This is a genomic window from Aestuariirhabdus litorea (genome assembly GCF_003864255.1).
In the GTDB taxonomy this organism is placed as follows: Bacteria; Pseudomonadota; Gammaproteobacteria; order Pseudomonadales; family Aestuariirhabdaceae; genus Aestuariirhabdus; species Aestuariirhabdus litorea.
Genome location: NZ_QWEZ01000002.1, coordinates 1,090,782 through 1,106,716, shown reverse-complemented (window position 1 = coordinate 1,106,716; position 15,935 = coordinate 1,090,782). Strand labels below are relative to the sequence as shown.

At 59.7% G+C, this 15,935-nt stretch carries 15 protein-coding genes; 4 read left to right on the top strand and 11 right to left on the bottom strand.

Annotated elements, in window-relative coordinates; genetic code table 11:
- Window positions 1-203 precede the first annotated feature (203 nt).
- From D0544_RS15280 to pyrI, 3 genes are all read left to right on the top strand, one after another.
- A complete protein-coding gene (locus D0544_RS15280; RefSeq protein WP_125017657.1) occupies window positions 204-758 on the top strand; it encodes a TMEM165/GDT1 family protein in 555 nt (184 codons plus the stop codon).
- Window positions 759-1,054: 296 nt separating this feature from the next.
- Complete coding sequence (gene pyrB, locus D0544_RS15275; protein ID WP_125017655.1) at window positions 1,055-1,978, top strand: aspartate carbamoyltransferase; 924 nt, start codon at window positions 1,055-1,057, stop codon at window positions 1,976-1,978.
- Between the two features lie 12 nt (window positions 1,979-1,990).
- A complete protein-coding gene (gene pyrI, locus D0544_RS15270) occupies window positions 1,991-2,446 on the top strand; it encodes an aspartate carbamoyltransferase regulatory subunit (protein ID WP_125017653.1) in 456 nt (151 codons plus the stop codon).
- A gap of 60 nt (window positions 2,447-2,506) precedes the next feature.
- Here pyrI and D0544_RS15265 read toward each other — a convergent pair whose 3' ends face one another.
- Both D0544_RS15265 and D0544_RS15260 read right to left on the bottom strand, forming a co-directional pair.
- Complete coding sequence (locus tag D0544_RS15265) at window positions 2,507-3,202, bottom strand: aspartate/glutamate racemase family protein (protein ID WP_125017651.1); 696 nt, start codon at window positions 3,200-3,202, stop codon at window positions 2,507-2,509.
- A gap of 65 nt (window positions 3,203-3,267) precedes the next feature.
- Window positions 3,268-5,250: an alkyl/aryl-sulfatase gene (locus D0544_RS15260; protein ID WP_125017648.1), complete on the bottom strand. Its 1,983-nt coding sequence runs from the start codon at window positions 5,248-5,250 to the stop codon at window positions 3,268-3,270.
- Window positions 5,251-5,373: 123 nt separating this feature from the next.
- On the opposite strand from D0544_RS15260, the gene D0544_RS15255 reads away from it, so the two are divergent.
- Window positions 5,374-6,297, top strand: a complete 924-nt coding sequence (locus D0544_RS15255) for a LysR family transcriptional regulator (RefSeq protein WP_125017647.1) — start codon at window positions 5,374-5,376, stop codon at window positions 6,295-6,297.
- A gap of 4 nt (window positions 6,298-6,301) precedes the next feature.
- Here D0544_RS15255 and D0544_RS15250 read toward each other — a convergent pair whose 3' ends face one another.
- The 9 genes from D0544_RS15250 to D0544_RS15210 form a co-directional block, all read right to left on the bottom strand.
- Complete coding sequence (locus D0544_RS15250; protein WP_125017645.1) at window positions 6,302-7,021, bottom strand: alanyl-tRNA editing protein; 720 nt, start codon at window positions 7,019-7,021, stop codon at window positions 6,302-6,304.
- A 99-nt stretch (window positions 7,022-7,120) separates the two neighbouring features.
- On the bottom strand, window positions 7,121-9,064 hold the full coding sequence (locus D0544_RS15245) for a sensor domain-containing diguanylate cyclase (protein WP_125017643.1): 1,944 nt from the start codon (window positions 9,062-9,064) through the stop codon (window positions 7,121-7,123).
- Between the two features lie 138 nt (window positions 9,065-9,202).
- Window positions 9,203-9,904: an ABC transporter ATP-binding protein gene (locus tag D0544_RS15240; protein WP_125017641.1), complete on the bottom strand. Its 702-nt coding sequence runs from the start codon at window positions 9,902-9,904 to the stop codon at window positions 9,203-9,205.
- Window positions 9,905-9,908: 4 nt separating this feature from the next.
- On the bottom strand, window positions 9,909-10,676 hold the full coding sequence (gene livG, locus D0544_RS15235; protein ID WP_125017639.1) for a high-affinity branched-chain amino acid ABC transporter ATP-binding protein LivG: 768 nt from the start codon (window positions 10,674-10,676) through the stop codon (window positions 9,909-9,911).
- Window positions 10,673-11,941, bottom strand: coding sequence for a high-affinity branched-chain amino acid ABC transporter permease LivM (locus D0544_RS15230; protein ID WP_125017637.1), 1,269 nt, complete (start codon window positions 11,939-11,941; stop codon window positions 10,673-10,675). Before D0544_RS15230 ends, livG begins: the two co-directional genes overlap by 4 nt.
- Window positions 11,938-12,864, bottom strand: coding sequence for a high-affinity branched-chain amino acid ABC transporter permease LivH (gene livH / locus D0544_RS15225; RefSeq protein ID WP_125017635.1), 927 nt, complete (start codon window positions 12,862-12,864; stop codon window positions 11,938-11,940). The genes D0544_RS15230 and livH overlap by 4 nt, the downstream gene beginning before the upstream one ends.
- A gap of 68 nt (window positions 12,865-12,932) precedes the next feature.
- A complete protein-coding gene (locus D0544_RS15220) occupies window positions 12,933-14,039 on the bottom strand; it encodes a branched-chain amino acid ABC transporter substrate-binding protein (protein ID WP_207905901.1) in 1,107 nt (368 codons plus the stop codon).
- A gap of 311 nt (window positions 14,040-14,350) precedes the next feature.
- Complete coding sequence (locus D0544_RS15215; protein ID WP_125017633.1) at window positions 14,351-14,830, bottom strand: universal stress protein; 480 nt, start codon at window positions 14,828-14,830, stop codon at window positions 14,351-14,353.
- Between the two features lie 168 nt (window positions 14,831-14,998).
- The gene (locus tag D0544_RS15210) at window positions 14,999-15,877 is read right to left on the bottom strand and encodes an AEC family transporter (RefSeq protein ID WP_125017631.1); all 879 of its coding nucleotides are present in this window, start codon (window positions 15,875-15,877) and stop codon (window positions 14,999-15,001) included.
- Window positions 15,878-15,935 lie beyond the last annotated feature (58 nt).

Sequence of the window (15,935 nt, the reverse complement as noted above, 5' to 3'; positions counted from 1 at the left end):
TTCCTTTAAAGGGCTGTTAGAATCGCCGCCATCTCAGGGGAGTAGTCGCTCGGCAACGCCGAGGTAACGGTCAACACAGTTGGTGCCTCAATGCACCATGGTCGTTGCGATCCTACGCATTTGACGAGACCTGTGATACTGCAACCCACCGGCGGGAGGGTTGTGGTGTCACATGGTTAAGACTCCCGCCTACAGGACACCCTATGGAAGCTCTATCCCTCTCCACCCTGATCGTGGCGCTGGCCGAGATCGGCGATAAAACCCAGCTGCTTGCCCTGCTACTGGCCGCCCGCTTTCGCCAACCCTGGCCGATTATCGCCGGTATCCTGATCGCCACCGTCGCCAACCACGCTCTGGCGGCCGCCGTCGGTGCCTGGGTCAGCGCCCAGATCTCTCCGGATCTGATGCGCTGGATCCTCGGTCTCTCCTTCCTGGCCATTGCTGCCTGGACCCTGGTGCCCGACAAGATGGATGAGGAGGAGTCGGGCTTCTACCGCTACGGTGCCTTCGGTGCCACCCTGGTGCTGTTTTTCCTGGCCGAGATCGGCGACAAGACCCAGGTCGCCACGGTGGCCCTGGCTGCCCAGTACAGCGACACCCTGATGGTAGTGATCGGCACCACCATCGGCATGCTGCTGGCCAACGTGCCGGTGGTGGTACTGGGCCATTTCGCCGCCGATCGCCTGCCCCTGGGGCTGATTCGTGTGGTCGCCGCCAGCCTCTTTGCCGCCATGGGAATCTACGTACTGGTTTCCTGAGTGACGGCGGGGGAATCGCTGGCTGATACCCCCGCCATGCACTATGCTGGTTCACAATTTGACTTGAAGTTTGCCGGTAGCTGGGTACAATGCGCCAAATTTTGTGTACTTACCCCAGCGCACACCCCTAAGTAAACAGGAACTCAATGACTCGACATCACAACACCCGATGCCGTCAACGCGACACCCTCGCGCACACTGTCACTGTTTTCCGTAGTAAGCCTATTCTGTAAAGCCCCTTACCCAGGGGCTTTTTTTTGCTTTTTAGTCACCACCCGCGAGAGTGAGTTAGAACCATGGCCAACCCCCTCTACCAGAAACACATCATCTCCATCCCCGATCTCAGCCGTGGGGAGATGGAGCTGATTGTCGAGACCGCCTCCAAACTGAAGCGCGAACCCGATACCAGCCTGCTGCGCAATCGCGTTATTGCCAGCTGCTTCTTCGAAGCCTCCACCCGCACAAGGCTCTCTTTCGAGACCGCGATCCAGCGCCTGGGAGGCTCCTTTATCGGCTTCGATAACGGCGGTAACACCTCCCTGGCCAAAAAAGGGGAAACCCTGGCCGACTCCGTCAAGGTGATCACCTCCTACGCCGACGCCCTGGTGATGCGCCACCCGCAGGAGGGAGCCGCCCGCCTGGCGTCCGAGTTCTCGTCGGTACCGGTGATCAACGGCGGTGACGGCTCCAACCAGCACCCGACCCAGACCCTGCTCGACCTGTTCAGTATCTACGAGTGCCAGGGGACCCTGGATAACCTGCACATCGCTTTTGTCGGTGACCTCAAATATGGCCGCACCGTACACTCCCTTACCCAGGCGCTGTCAGAGTTTGGCTCCACCTTCTCCTTCATCTCCCCCGAGGCCCTCGGCATGCCCGAGTACCTGACCGACGAGCTGGACGAAAAGGGGATCAGTTATCGTTGTTGCGACAGCATTGAAGAGGTGGTGGACAGCGCCGATATTATCTACATGACCCGCGTGCAAAAAGAGCGATTCGACGAGACCGAATTCAAGCACATGGCGGCCAAGTACATCCTCACCCTCGACACGCTCAAGGGCGCCAAGGATAACCTCAAGATCCTTCACCCCCTGCCCCGTGTCGATGAGATCGCCGTGGAGGTGGATCGCACCCCCTACGCCTACTATTTCGAACAGGCGGAAAATGGGGTTTATGCCCGCGAAGCACTGCTGGCACTGGTACTGAACGAAGAGATCTAGGGGAAAGGCATCATGGCAAATAAATTACAGGTAGAAGCGATCAAGACCGGCACCGTAATCGACCACATTCCCGCCGGCCAGGGCATCAAGATTCTCAAGCAGCTGCACCTCGTGGACCTGAAGGAGAAGATCACCGTGGGCTTTAACCTGCCCAGCAAGGACCTTGAGCTAAAGGACCTGATCAAGGTGGAAAATCGCCTGTTCACCGAGGCGGAAGCCAACCAGTTGTCGCTGTTCGCCCCCAGCGCCACCATCAACGTGATCGAGAACTACGTGGTGAAGAGCAAATTCAACATGTCGATCCCCGAGGTGGTAGAGGCGGTGTTCGACTGCCCCAACTCCAACTGCATCTCCCACACCGAGCCGGTGAACAGCTACTTCACCGTCAAGCAGAAAGCCAACGACGTGCAGATGAAGTGCAAGTACTGCGAGAAAAGTTTCAGCAAGGATATCGTGGCCGGTATCTGATACCTGCAACGCCCGACAACAGAGGCCGGCCATTGCCGGCCTCTGTTGTTTTTAACGCGCTCAATCGTCCAGCATATAGGCCAGGGCCTGCTCACAATGCAGGGCGGTGGTATCGTAGAGCGGCAGCGTTACCGACCCCGGCGTCAGCAGCAGGCCGATCTCGGTACAGCCCAGAATCACTGCTTCAGCGCCCTGTGCCCGCAAGCGCTCGCTGATCTGCGCGAACAGATCCCGCGACGGCTCCAGCACCTGACCCCGGCACAGCTCCTCGTAGATGATGCGGTGTACCCGCGCCCGATCCTCGGGAACGGGGGTCACCACCTCGAGCCCGAAGCGCTCCTCGAGGCGTCCCCGATAGAAAGACTGCTCCATGGTAAAGGCGGTCCCCAACAGGCCGGCCCGTTCGATCCCGGCCCCAGCCAGCGCCTCACCGGTGGCGTCGGCGATGTGCAGCAGGGGCACCGCAAGCGCCTGCTCCACCGCCTCCGCCACCCGGTGCATGGTGTTAGTGGCGATCAGCACCGCCTCGGCGCCGGCCCCCTCCAGCCTGCGAGCACTGTCCACCAGCTGGTCACCGAGCCGGTCCCAGTCGCCTTCGGCCTGGAGCGCGGCGATGGGGGCAAAGTCGAGGCTGTGGAGTAGAAGGTCCGCCGAATGCAGCCCCCCGAGGCGGGCCTTGACTCCCTCGTTGAGTAGCCGGTAATAGCTCTGGGTTGACTCCCAGCTCATGCCGCCAATGATGCCTAACCGCTTCATTCGTAACGCTCCTGTGTGGATCACTCCGGGATCACAGCCTACCCCAGCCAGGCCCCGGCTGTCGCCTAGGGGGTCGGCGGCAGGGGCACGATCTCGAAGCCGGGATCGAAACTGACCAGGGTGGAGAAGAGTTTCCCCAGGGTGCCGGCATCACCCTCCAGCTGTGCGCGCCCTGCTTTCAGCAGTGCCCCCAGCTGGACCTGCCCCATGAGCACGCCCATCAGGTCGCCGGGCGCAATGGTGAGGCTGGTATCGGCCGGGCGCGGGCTCTCCACCGCAAGATTATTGAGGTTGCCATGGTCGAGCTCCACGAACAGCACCTCCCGGGTGTCGGCATTCACCACATTAAGACTAAGGGAGCCCAGCGAATCGGCCTTGAGGCTGTCCACCCGCACCGCCAGGTAATCGAACAGTTGCGCCAGGCTCATCTGCCTGACCACATCCTGGGAGGCGGCCTTGGGCGCGCCGGGCAAGATACCCACCCGCAACTCCTGCGCACCGGTCAGGTAGATATTACGCCAGCCGGCCCCCTCCGCCTGGTAGCCCAGCTGCTCGTAGGTATCCGCCAACAGCTCGCGCGCCCCCCGGTGCCCCGGCTCGGCGGTCACCACCTTGTTCAGTACCGTCGCCACGAAGCGGTACTCACCGCGCTCGAAGTCGCCACGGGCCCGCTCCACCACCCGGTCGGCGCCCCCCAGGTAGAGCAGGTATTTTTTCGCTTCGGCCACCACCGGCAGCGGGTTGAGGTTGGCGGGGTTCATATCGAAGTAACCTAGGTAGCGGTTATAGACCGCCTTGGCGTTGTGACTGTAGGTACCGTGGTACCCCTTGGTGTGCCAGGCCCTGGAGACCGACTCCGGAATCGCCGCCTCCAGCGCTTCGCCAATATCCTGCAGGGGCACCCCGTTGTTGGCCAGGCGCAGGGTCTGGTTGTGGACCAAACCGTAGTTGTCCCGCTGCAAACGCAGGAACGCCCTGATCGATTCGTTGCCCCACACCGGCGCCGAGTGGGCCGCCAGCAGCACCTCCACCTCATCCCCCCAATACACCAGCATCTCGTTGATGTACTTTGACCAGGCCAGGGCATCGCGCACCTTGGCCCCGCGCAGGGTGTAGATATTGTGCATGCCGTGGTAGACCAGCTCCGCCCCCCACAGCACCTTCTGCGCCGGCAGGTAGGTCACCACCTCCGCGGGCGCCTCGGCGCCAGGCACATCGAGAAACAGCATCTCCACGCCGTCGAGCATCAGCCGTTCCAGGCGTCCGGCCCGGTTGAGCTCGTAGGTAGGGGCAACGTAGCTGATCTCCCCTTTGGACAGCCCCTTGCCGAGGGCCGCATCCACGATTCCGCGCTCGCTCGCCCCGAGGGTGGCACCGTACTGGTAGGCGGCCCGGCGCGACATGGCATTGCCCGCCAGCACATTCTCATCCAGCACCTCGCGGGTGATCTGGTTGGGGCCATAGACCGGAATCCCGGGATAACGGTCGACAATCGCCCCCGCCCCACCGAAATGGTCGGCGTGGGAGTGGGAGATGATCAGAGCCACCACCGGCAATTCTCCCCCCTCGGGCAGGTTAGCCAGGGCAAACTGCAGGGACTGGTCCGCCGCCTCCCGGGTCAGCAGCACATCATAGAGAATCCAGCCGCTCTCGCCACGGATCAGGGTCATATTGGCCAGGTCCGTTCCCCGCACCTGGTAGATCCCCTCGCTGACGCGGTAAAGTCCGCCCGCTGTCTGGTTGAGCTGAGCCTGGCGGTAGAGGGAGGGATTCACCGTAGCGGGAATGGCATCGCCGATAAACTCAAACTGCTTGCGCAACACCGCTTCGGTGGCCGCATCAAAGGGGGCCACCAGCCCTCGTTGGGCATCGGCAAAGGCCTGGGTATCGTTCCAGTTGAGGCGCTCTGCCAACGACTGGTTAGCGGCGCGGGTGGCCTGGGAGGCCGGCTTGCCGCGGTAATCCAGGGCGATATCGGTATGGGCGCCGGTGGGGCCGCTGACCAGCGCCGCCAGCGCGGCAGCGCACAGTGTCCTGCTAAGGTTCATGGTGGTCTCCTGCACCCATTCTGGTGGGTGATGTTGTTATGGATCTCACCGCAGGGTAAGGGGCTGTCACCCAAAGATAACCTAGGCTATATTTATTTTAATTATTCATAATATAAATAGATTATGCCTCAGCAGCGCCACTTCGACCTCAACCTGCTGCGCTGTTTCAGCGTGGTCTACCGCACCGGCTCCTTTACCCAGGCCGCCGCCGAGCTCGACCTGACCCAGTCGTCGGTCAGCAACGCCATTGCCCGCCTCAGGCAGGCGATCGGTGAGGAGCTGTTTGTGCGTTCCGGGCGCGGCATCCAACCCACCAGCGCCGCCCATCAGCTGCATGAGCAGCTGGAGTCACCGTTGTTGCAGATCGAGAGTGCGTTGCACAGCTTTGAGCGCTTTGACCCCCTCCAGAGTGCACGCACCTTTCAGGTCTATGCCATGGAGCCGGCGATTCACCAGCTGCAGCCACTGCTGGACCAGCGGCTCAAGGGGGCAGCCTCCCGCATCGTCTTCCGCGACATGCCCAGTCAGGAGTCACTGATCTACGACCACCTGATTGGCGGCAAGGTGGACCTGCTGATCGACTTCATCGAGCCCCAGCAGGCCTCGTTGCGCAGCCTTGCCCTGCAACAGCAACCGATCTGCTGTATCGCCCGGCGTGGCCACCCGCGCATAGAGGGCACACTGGACCGCGAGGGGTACTACCGGGAGGAGCATGTGATCTTTAACCTCAGGCGCCAGAACATCACCCTGGCCGACCTGCTTATCCGCGAACGGTTAAGACCCCGCCGCATCTACTGCGAACACGGTTCCCTGATTGGCATGCTGGCGACCGTAGGGCGCAGCAACGCCATCGGCGTCACCTCCGTGGCCATGGCCAGGCAGTATCAGGAGAGCTTCGGGTTACAGGTCCTGCCGCTGCCCTTTATCGCCGACCCGGTGCGCGTGCACCTGGTGTGGACCGCGCGCATGGAACATCACCCGGCACAGCAGTGGCTGCGCACCACCCTGCAACAAGTAGCCGGGCAGCTGGAGACGGCTGAGGCCTGAGTCTTCAGTCGTTGAGTTGCAGGTGTATGCGGCGGTTGAGCTTACCCTTATTTTCGATCTTGCTGATGGTGACCGCTCCGATCTCTGACGTGTTGAGTACGTGGGTTCCGCCACAGGGCTGGTAATCCACTCCGCCCATGCGCACCATGCGGACGCTTCCAGATCCCCGCGGCGGTTGCACCGACATGGTCCGCACCAGCTCCGGATTGGCATCGAGCTCGGTGTCGCTAATCCATTCGCTGGTAACCTCCAGCCCCGCCTCGACCAGTCGATTAAGACGTTCGGTCAGCTCCAGTTTATCCACTGCGGCATCCCCCAGGTCAAAGTCCAGGCGGCTGCGCTCGAGCCCCACCGAGCCGCCGGTTACCCCCCGTGGAACCAACGAACAGAGCAGGTGCAACGCGCTGTGCATCCGCATCAGGCGATAGCGCCGCTCCCAGTCCAGCGTCTGCTGCAGCAGGTCTCCCACCGCCAGCCCGTGGGCATCGGTTTCAAGCTGGTGCCAGATCTCCCCCGGCAGTTCTCCCTTGCGAGTATCAGTCACCTTAAGCGAGGTGCCCGTGGCCGTAAGCCAGCTACCCTGGTCACCGGGCTGGCCGCCCCCTTCCGGATAAAACAGGGTGCGTTCAAGCATCACCCGGTCTCCTTCCACAGCCAGGACGCGGGACTCAAGGCTTTTCGCCATGGGATTATCGTAGAAGGCGGCTTGTAACGCTGGGCTCATTTTGACGGACTCCTGTAAACTGATGACGGGTAAGATGAAAACCAAATACGCTTTTATCTGCAAGGGTGCCTGCCCCACGCACCAGCGCTCCCTTTGCCGCTAGCCCAGGCTATGACGATAGAAGGCGTAGCTGGAACCACGCTGTTTGGCCATGTACATGGCTCGATCAGCCAGGTGGATCAGCTCATCGGGCAGCTCGCTGTGTTGGGGGCACAGGCTGATCCCCACGCTGACCCCGAGATAATCGATTCGATGTCCCTGTACCATAAAAGGCTCACGGATGGAGCGGATCAACTTGTCGGCGACCACTTCGAAGTGTTGACTGTCTCCGTGCTGCAACAGCACCACGAACTCGTCCCCTCCAATGCGGGCCACAATATCGCTCTCTCGCAAACAGTCCCGCAGGCGGCTGGCAATCTGCTTCAGCAACAGGTCGCCACACTGGTGCCCCAGCGTATCGTTGACCCGCTTGAAATGGTCGATATCGAGATAGAGCACCCCCATGGTGAGTTTCCGGTAGTGACGCTGGCGCAGCAGCTCATCAATTTCGTTGGTTAGCGCTGCCCGGTTATAGAGCCCGGTCAGGGGGTCGTGATAAGCCCGGTGGGAGAGCTCGAGGTGCTCCTGCTGACGGTGGGTGACATCCCGCACCAGGCTGCGAACCCCCTTGACCTCCCCTTTGATTGAGAGGATCGCCGAGGCACTGACCTCCACAAACAGAGATTCACCACTCGGGCGAGTGACCTCCAGAACCTCCCGGCTGGTGGTGGCCGGCTCTTGGGTCACCCACTGTAAAAATTCACCGATCGACGCCGCCGCTTCGGGCGGAACCAGGCGGTTGTAATGGCTATTAAGAAGATCGTTACGCTCTACCCCCAGCATACGCGCCATCGAAAGGTTAGCCACCCTCACATAGCCAAGCAGGTCAAACTCGATAAAGCCATCAAGCAGCTGGTCCATCAGCAGTTTCTGGCGCTCTTTTCCGGTACGCAAACGCTCTAGGGTCCATGCAATATCACTGGAAAGCTGCGCCAGCTCATCTCGTCCCGACAACTCCACCACTTCAGCAGCGGCGTCTATCCCGACATTATGGACACTCTCCTGCAACCGACGCAGGCGCGACAGTACGCCCCAATTGATGGCCCAGGTCAGCATCAGCATCACCACCGAAAGCACCAGCAGCAAGATCCACTGGTAGCGGGCCAGCGCCACCCTCCCCTCCTCCATAATGGAGAGCGCACTTTGGATCCGTACCAGAATCGGCTGGCCGAGGATATCGTCTACTCGATACTCCAGCGTACCCTGCTGCTCTCCATCCAGGCTCAGTGTCTGCTCGCCTGCGGCCAGGCTTGCCAGTACCGCCCGATCAGCATCATTGAATGCCGGGTGAGTGGCCCAACGCAGGTCGAACGAGGTTCCCACCAGGTGCTCAGTATCCTGTTCCAGCGAGCCATCCAGGTATCGCACCGCCATCAACCACCCGTTACTCGCCTGCTCGCGGTTGGAGTCGGTGATCGGTTCGATCGCCAGTGCCACCAAAAGCCCGTCAACGGCCAGCAAGCCACTGCGGGGGCGGGGGGGGGCTTGATCCAAAATGCGCTCAGGCTGCAGCAGGAGCTGGGTCAGGCCTGCCGGTATCGGCCGCCGGGTCAAGCGGTCCAGGTCGACATTAACACTGCGCACTACTCGCCCGCTGAGGTCGAAAAAAACCAGCAGATTAACATCCAGGTTAACGATCGACTCAATGTCCAGGTTATCAGCGACGTACTCACTGTTATTGCCGGCAACGAACTCATAGCTGTCATCCCACTGTGCCCAGTCCCGGGCCACCGACCTGACGCTCTTGACCCGCAGCATCAGCGCTGTTTCCAGCGCACTGCGGTCGGAATCCAGGCGCTGCGTCTCCAGGTCGACAAAGCGGGGAAAGATAAGCTGGTAGGCCAGTATATAGGAGAGAGGCAGCAGGATAGCGAGCGCAAGGCTGATGATCAGCAACAGGCGGGTGCGCAGCGAAAGGGTCGAGAAAAAGCTACCGGGAGTCATGGATTGATCCTAGAGCAGTATAGAAACATCTACCAGTAAGAAGTCCAGCGGGTCAAAGCCTCGCGTGCACAGGGCCGGGGGAGGAAAAAGGGCCGGTCATCCGCCCCCTTGGGGAGGCGGACTGACAGGGGAGCCGGATCAGCCCCCCAGATAGGCCTTACGAACCTCCTCGTTAGTCAACAGGGCATCGCCACTGTCTTCCAGCACGATACGACCGTTCTCCAGCACGTAGCCCCGATCGGCCAGGCGCAGGGCCTGGTTCGCGTTCTGCTCCACCAGGAAGATGGTCATTCCCTCGCTGCGCAGCTGCTCGATGATGTCGAAAATCTGCTGAATAATCAGCGGCGCCAGCCCGAGGGAGGGCTCATCGAGAAACAGTAGTTTGGGACGGCTCATCATGGCGCGGCCTATCGCCAGCATCTGCTGCTCACCACCGGACATGGTGCCGCTACGCTGGTTCTGGCGCTCCTTGAGGCGGGGAAAGAGCTGATAGACATGCTCTAGTGTGCTGTCGAACTCACCCTTGTCGGTAAAAAAACCTCCCATGTGCAGGTTCTCTTCCACCGTCAGGCGGGAAAACACCCGACGCCCTTCGGGCACAACAGCAATCCCGCTGCGCATAATATCGGAGGTTTTTTTCTGCGAAATATCCTGCCCCATAAACTCCACAGAACCAGAGCTAAGGCGCGGATCACCGCATACCGTCATCAAAAGCGTGCTCTTGCCAGCGCCGTTTGCACCGATAAGAGAAACGATCTCACCTTCATTAACCTGAACCGAGACATCGTGCAGCGCCTGAATCTTGCCGTAATGGGTCGATACATTCTTTAGCGTCAACATCAGCTTACTCCTCGCCCAGGTACGCTTTGATCACATCAGGATTCTGCAGGATCTCCTGCGGAGTGCCAGTCGCCAGGGGGCGTCCCTGGTTGACCACCACGATATTGTCGGAGATACCCATCACCAGCTTCATATCGTGTTCAATCAGCAAAATGGAGATGCCATCGTCATCACGCAGGCTAACGATCAGCTCATCCAGTTCCTTGGTTTCATTGGGGTTGAGGCCAGCGGCCGGCTCATCCAGCATGAGCAAATCAGGAGAGGCCACCATGCAACGAGCAATCTCCAGCCGACGCTGCTGTCCGTACGCCAGGTTACCCGCTTCACGGTTAGCAAACTCGGTGAGTTTGACCCGATCCAGCCAATGGGCCGCACGATCCATCGCTTCCGATTCGGAACGCCGGAAAGCCGGGGTCTTGAAGAGTCCGGCGAGCAACCCCGTTTTCAGGTGACGATGCTGGGCGACCAGCAGGTTTTCGATCACCGTCATCTCCTTGAACAGGCGTACATGCTGGAAGGTTCGAATCACCCCCAGCTGGGAGATCTTGTGGCCAGGCAATCCCTGAATCGGGTTGCCCTTGTAGAGGATCTCTCCAGCGGTTGGCTTGTAAAACCCGGTCAGGCAGTTGAAAACGGTGGTCTTACCAGCCCCGTTGGGGCCAATCACCGACACTATCTCACGTTCATTGACGGTCAAGCCAACACCATCAACCGCCAGCAGGCCACCGAAGCGCATACTCAGGCCGGTGGCTTTCAACAATACATTACTCATCGGCTACGCAGCTCCAAGTGGGGTCGTTTCATCGGCAGCAGCCCCTGGGGACGCCACACCATCATAAACACCATCATGAGACCGAACATCAGCATCCGGTACTCCTGGAACTCGCGCGCCAGCTCGGGCAACACGGTCATTACAATCGCCGCCAGAATCACCCCCATCTGGGAGCCCATTCCACCCAGTACAACGATGGCGAGAATGATCGCTGACTCGATAAAGATAAAGGACTCGGGGCTGATAAAGCCCTGGCGTGCGGCAAAGAAGGAGCCTGCAAACCCGGCAAAGGCCGCACCAATGGTAAAGGCGGTCAGCTTGATCACGGTGGGGTTAAGCCCCAGCGAACGACAGGCGATCTCATCTTCGCGCAGCGCCTCCCAGGCACGACCGATCGGCATCCGCAACAGGCGGTTGATCACAAACAGGGTGATCAATACCAACACCACCGCCAGCAGGTAGAGGAAGATTACCTTGTAGCTGCCGTTGTAGCTGAGCCCGAAGAAGTCATGAAAGAGACCGCTACCGCCATCTTTGAGGGTGCGGTTGAACTCGAGCCCGAACAGGGTGGGTTTGGGAATCTGGCTGATGCCGTTAGGGCCACCGGTCAGGTCGGTCATGTTGTTGAGCAGGATACGGATGATCTCGCCGAAGCCCAATGTCACGATCGCCAGATAGTCACCCCGCAAACGCAGCACCGGGAAGCCGAGAATAAAGCCGAAAAAGGCGGCCATCAGCCCCGCGATCGGCAGGCAAACCCAAAAGGAGAGGCCGAAATAGGTGGAGAGCAGTGCGTAGGTGTAGGCACCGACCGCGTAGAAGCCGACATAGCCCAGGTCGAGCAGCCCTGCCAGCCCCACAACGATATTCAACCCCAGCCCCAGCATCACGTAGATGAGGGTCAGGGTGGCCAGGTCGATGGAGCCCCGGCTGGCGTAGAAGGGCCAGATCATCAGCGCTGCCAGGCCAAAGGCCATCAGCAGGTTCTTCAGCTTGGGGTTGGAACGCAGGTCCGGCATCGCGGGCAGGCTCGGCAGAGAGCCGGTGGCGACCTTGGCACCCGCCATGATGGGCTGGCGGAACAGCTGGAACAGGAACACGATGATGGCCGCGCTGACCACCGCCCACAGGGTGTCAGGGTTAGCAACCTTGACCACCAGGCCGGTGCCTTCGTTGACCAGGTTCAGCCCCATCAGGAAGCCGGAGAGGATCAGCAGGACAACCGTCGCGACAACGGCATTAAAGAGGTTATGTTTCTGGATCATACCTTTTCTACCTCCGGCTTACCGAGAATGCCCGAGGGGAGGAACAACAGCACAAAGACCAGCAACAGGAAGGAGACCACATCCTTGTACTCGGTGCTGAAATAGCCCGCAGTAAAGGCCTCAGAGAGACCCAGCAGGAGCCCACCCAGCACCGCACCCGGGATGCTGCCGATGCCACCGAGTACCGCGGCGGTAAAGGCCTTCAGCCCCGCCATGAAGCCCAGATAGGGGTTAATCACGCCGTAGTAGGTGCCCAGCAATACACCGGCGACAGCGGCCAGCGCGGCGCCGATCACGAAGGTGAGGGCGATGATGCGGTTGGTGTCGATACCCAGCAGGTTGGCCATGCCGAGATCTTCGGCACAGGCCCGACAGGCACGCCCCATGCGGGAGCGGGAGATAAACAGGGTGAGGGCCGTCATACTGACGAAGGTAACGGCAAAAATAACCACCTGCATATAGGAGAGGGTGGCCTGGAAGCCCTCCGCAGAACCAATCTCCCAGCCGCCGGTGATCAGGCTGGGCATGGCCACATCGCGGGAGCCCTGCGCCATACGCACCAGGTTCTGCAGGAAGATCGACATACCGATGGCCGAAATCAGGGGGATCAAGCGATTACCGCCGCGCAGGGGACGGTAGGCGATACGCTCGATACTGTAGCCATAGCTACTGGTCACGATCATGCTGATCAGGAACGCAGCACAGAGCAACAGGGGCAGGCTTTCGATACCCAACATGGCCAGGGCAGCCAAGACAATGAAAGCGACGTAACTGCCGATCATATACACCTCGCCGTGGGCGAAGTTGATCATACCGATGATGCCATAGACCATGGTGTAGCCGATGGCGATCAGTGCATAGGTACTGCCAATGGTGAGGCCATTAAGCAGCTGCTGCACAAAATAGAGAAAGGACTCAGACATATATACTCTCGAATATCAAAAAAGCGCCCCACCGGTTGGTAAAGGGCGCTTTCCTTACTTGCTAAGGCTTAGAGCGAGCTGGAAGTGCCATCGGCATGCCACTCGAAGACACCAAAGTCGAATCCTTTCAAATCACCCTTGGTGTCCCACTCCAGGGGACCCATTACCGTATCAACCTTGTTGCTACGCAGGTAGTCGGCTACGCCAGTAGCATCAGAGGCGCTGCCCATACCCTGGACCATTGCCTGAACCGCAGCATAGGCCGTCCATACGAAGGGACCGGTGGGATCTTCACCCTTGGCGTTGATCGCATCCACGATCGGCTTGTTGGCCGGATCCAGGTCGTACTTCTTGGGCAGGGTCACCAGCAGGCCTTCAGAGGCCGCACCGGCGATGGCGCTGATGTCCTTGTTGCCCACGCCCTCAGGCCCCATGAACTTGGCGTTCAGGCCCTTCTCGGCAGACTGGCGCAGAATCAGGCCCAGCTCGGGGTGGTAACCACCGTAGTAGACGAAATCGACGTTCTCTTTCTTCAGCTTGGCGATCAGGGCGGAGAAGTCCTTGTCACCGGGAGTCACACCCTCGAAGGCGACAACGGCAACGCCCGCTTGCTCCAGGCCGTTCTTGACGCTGGTTGCGATACCTTCACCGTACTGCTGCTTGTCATGGATAACGGCAACGCGGGAGGGCTTCACCTGACCGGCGATGTACTTGGCCGCAGTCGGGCCCTGGTCACTGTCCAGACCGATGGTGCGGAACACCAGCTGGTAACCACGGGTGGTGATATCGGGGTTGGTGGAGGCAGCGGTGATCATCAGGATGCCTTCATCCTCGTAGATATCGGAAGCCGGCTGGGTGGAGCTGGAGCAGAGGTGGCCCACTACAAACTGGACACCGTCATTGACGATCTTGTTGGCTACCGCCACCGCTTGCTTGGGGTCGCAGGCGTCATCATAGACAACCGCTTCAAGCATCTCGCCGTTCACGCCGCCGGCCTTGTTGATCATCTCGATCGCCATCTTGGCTCCGGTGAACTGCATGTCACCGTACTGGGCAACGGGTCCGGTAACAGGACCCGCCAGAGCCACCTTGATTTCCGCCTGTGCGACAGAGGCCCCCATAACGGCCGCGCTAACAGCCACTCCTAACAGAGTTTTGCTTAGTGTTTTGATCATTGTCTTCGTTCTCGTTATCGATCTAATTGGTTTTGTTCGAGGTCAATGCATAACGGACTGTATAGTAAGGGATTTAGCACCCAATAGCAGTCCGCTGCCCCATCTTTTTAATAGATTTTAAAAAGGGTAGGCGGCGCATCTATAACCTGAGCCTATATAGCCTGATTTATGGGCTCGATTCAAGGCGATCAGCGCCAAGCCAGCCAAGGGGAGGGAGCCGCCCGGCATTCTGTTCGCCGGCGCTTAAAACAGAACGCCAGCGACCCGGAGGACGCTGGCGTGTTATTCACTGTCTATTGTAGCGACAGTGATCAGGTGGGGTTATTGGGCACCACCAATACCGGCACCGGGCTGTGGCGAACCAGCTGGGCTGCCGTCTGGCTGTGGTGGCCAAAACTGTTCTGGCAACCCAACACCACCATATCGCCATCAAACTTCTCGATGGTACGCATCACGAGGTCCACCAGGTTACTTTCCGCCACCACCCGGTGGGAGACCAGGTTACCGACGTCGGGCAGGTCACTCATCTCCTCCTCATAAAACTTCTCAACCCGCTGCTTCATCTGCTGGAGAATGCGCTCCTCACCCTCTTTGCGCAGCTCAGCGGCCTTACCTTCCGGCAGGTAGGAGCTCACCATGGCGTGCACAAAGTCACTCACCGGCTCCAGGGCATGGATCATGATGATACGGGCGTTATAGGCCTGCGCCATTTTGATCGCCTGGCGAAACACCGGACGAGTGTGCTTACCCAGCGAGGTGGCGTAGATGATGGTTTTGACTTCGGGCAACATATTCCATTCTCCTGTTACGGCCTCGGCCCCTGCGATGTGGGGCTGGGGCGCTTAGTGTCCTGAACTGACAGCGGGTATGACTCACCAGTCACTGAGCATAGCAGCCAATAGAGCATAAAAGATCGATACAGATCAATATTCGCTCCAGCGTCCAGCCCATGGGGGGCGTCAACTCAGCACGTAGGTCAGCACCAATGGAATGGTGACCAGGCTGGCCAGGTTACCCAGCATGACGATTGAGGCCACCCGCGCCGGCTCCAGCTTGTACTGCTCAGCCACCATGTAGTTGAGCACCGCCGGCGGCAGCGCCCCGAACACCATCAAGGCGGCACTTTCCAGCGGGCTCAGGGGCAACCAGACCAGCGCGAAGGCCGCGCAGATGACGCCACTCAGGGGGCAAGCGATGGCTCCGGCCAGACCAATCCGCCAATCGGTGAGGTCCACCGAGCACAGTCGCACCCCCAGGGAAAACATCATCAGGGGGATACAGATCTGCCCCAGCATATCGACCGGCACCGAGAACCACTGAGGGATACTGAGATCCAACAGGCTGAGGGCCAGGCCCGCAATGGTCGCCAGAATCATGGGAATGCGCAGAATATTGATCAGCCGGGTACGGTGATCGATCACATAGAGCCCGACCGTAAAGTGCAGCACCATCTCCACGATAAACAGCACCACCCCTACTGCCATCGCCTCTTCGCCAAAGGCCAGCACAATCAGTGGGATTCCCATGTTGCCTGAGTTGTTGAACATCATGGGGGGGAGAAAGGCGCGGGGGTTGAAGCCGGCCAGACGAGCAATCGGCCACAACAGCAAACCGGACCCCAGCACCACAATCACACAACCGAGCATCAGGTTGCCATAGGCCGCCGGCTCAAAGCTTTTGGCCGACATCACCGACAGGATCAGCGCCGGGCAAAAGAGATCCATGTTCATTTTGTTGGCAGCACTGATATCGGGCTTCTGGAAACGCCCGTAGAGATAGCCCGCCGCGACAATAATGACCAGCGGCGCAACCGTTAGCAGTACACGCTCAAAAACCATAGGAGAAACCCAGCCGAATCCGATTAGAAAAGAAACAGACTCACACAACCACGGAACA

Coding starts and splice junctions, on each gene's coding strand:
- D0544_RS15280 (WP_125017657.1), top strand. CDS start 204: ATGGAAGCTCTATCCCTCTCCACCCTGATCGTGGCGCTGGCCGAGATC.
- pyrB (WP_125017655.1), top strand. CDS start 1,055: ATGGCCAACCCCCTCTACCAGAAACACATCATCTCCATCCCCGATCTC.
- pyrI (WP_125017653.1), top strand. CDS start 1,991: ATGGCAAATAAATTACAGGTAGAAGCGATCAAGACCGGCACCGTAATC.
- D0544_RS15265 (WP_125017651.1), bottom strand. CDS start 3,202: ATGAAGCGGTTAGGCATCATTGGCGGCATGAGCTGGGAGTCAACCCAG.
- D0544_RS15260 (WP_125017648.1), bottom strand. CDS start 5,250: ATGAACCTTAGCAGGACACTGTGCGCTGCCGCGCTGGCGGCGCTGGTC.
- D0544_RS15255 (WP_125017647.1), top strand. CDS start 5,374: ATGCCTCAGCAGCGCCACTTCGACCTCAACCTGCTGCGCTGTTTCAGC.
- D0544_RS15250 (WP_125017645.1), bottom strand. CDS start 7,021: ATGAGCCCAGCGTTACAAGCCGCCTTCTACGATAATCCCATGGCGAAA.
- D0544_RS15245 (WP_125017643.1), bottom strand. CDS start 9,064: ATGACTCCCGGTAGCTTTTTCTCGACCCTTTCGCTGCGCACCCGCCTG.
- D0544_RS15240 (WP_125017641.1), bottom strand. CDS start 9,904: ATGTTGACGCTAAAGAATGTATCGACCCATTACGGCAAGATTCAGGCG.
- livG (WP_125017639.1), bottom strand. CDS start 10,676: ATGAGTAATGTATTGTTGAAAGCCACCGGCCTGAGTATGCGCTTCGGT.
- D0544_RS15230 (WP_125017637.1), bottom strand. CDS start 11,941: ATGATCCAGAAACATAACCTCTTTAATGCCGTTGTCGCGACGGTTGTC.
- livH (WP_125017635.1), bottom strand. CDS start 12,864: ATGTCTGAGTCCTTTCTCTATTTTGTGCAGCAGCTGCTTAATGGCCTC.
- D0544_RS15220 (WP_207905901.1), bottom strand. CDS start 14,039: ATGATCAAAACACTAAGCAAAACTCTGTTAGGAGTGGCTGTTAGCGCG.
- D0544_RS15215 (WP_125017633.1), bottom strand. CDS start 14,830: ATGTTGCCCGAAGTCAAAACCATCATCTACGCCACCTCGCTGGGTAAG.
- D0544_RS15210 (WP_125017631.1), bottom strand. CDS start 15,877: ATGGTTTTTGAGCGTGTACTGCTAACGGTTGCGCCGCTGGTCATTATT.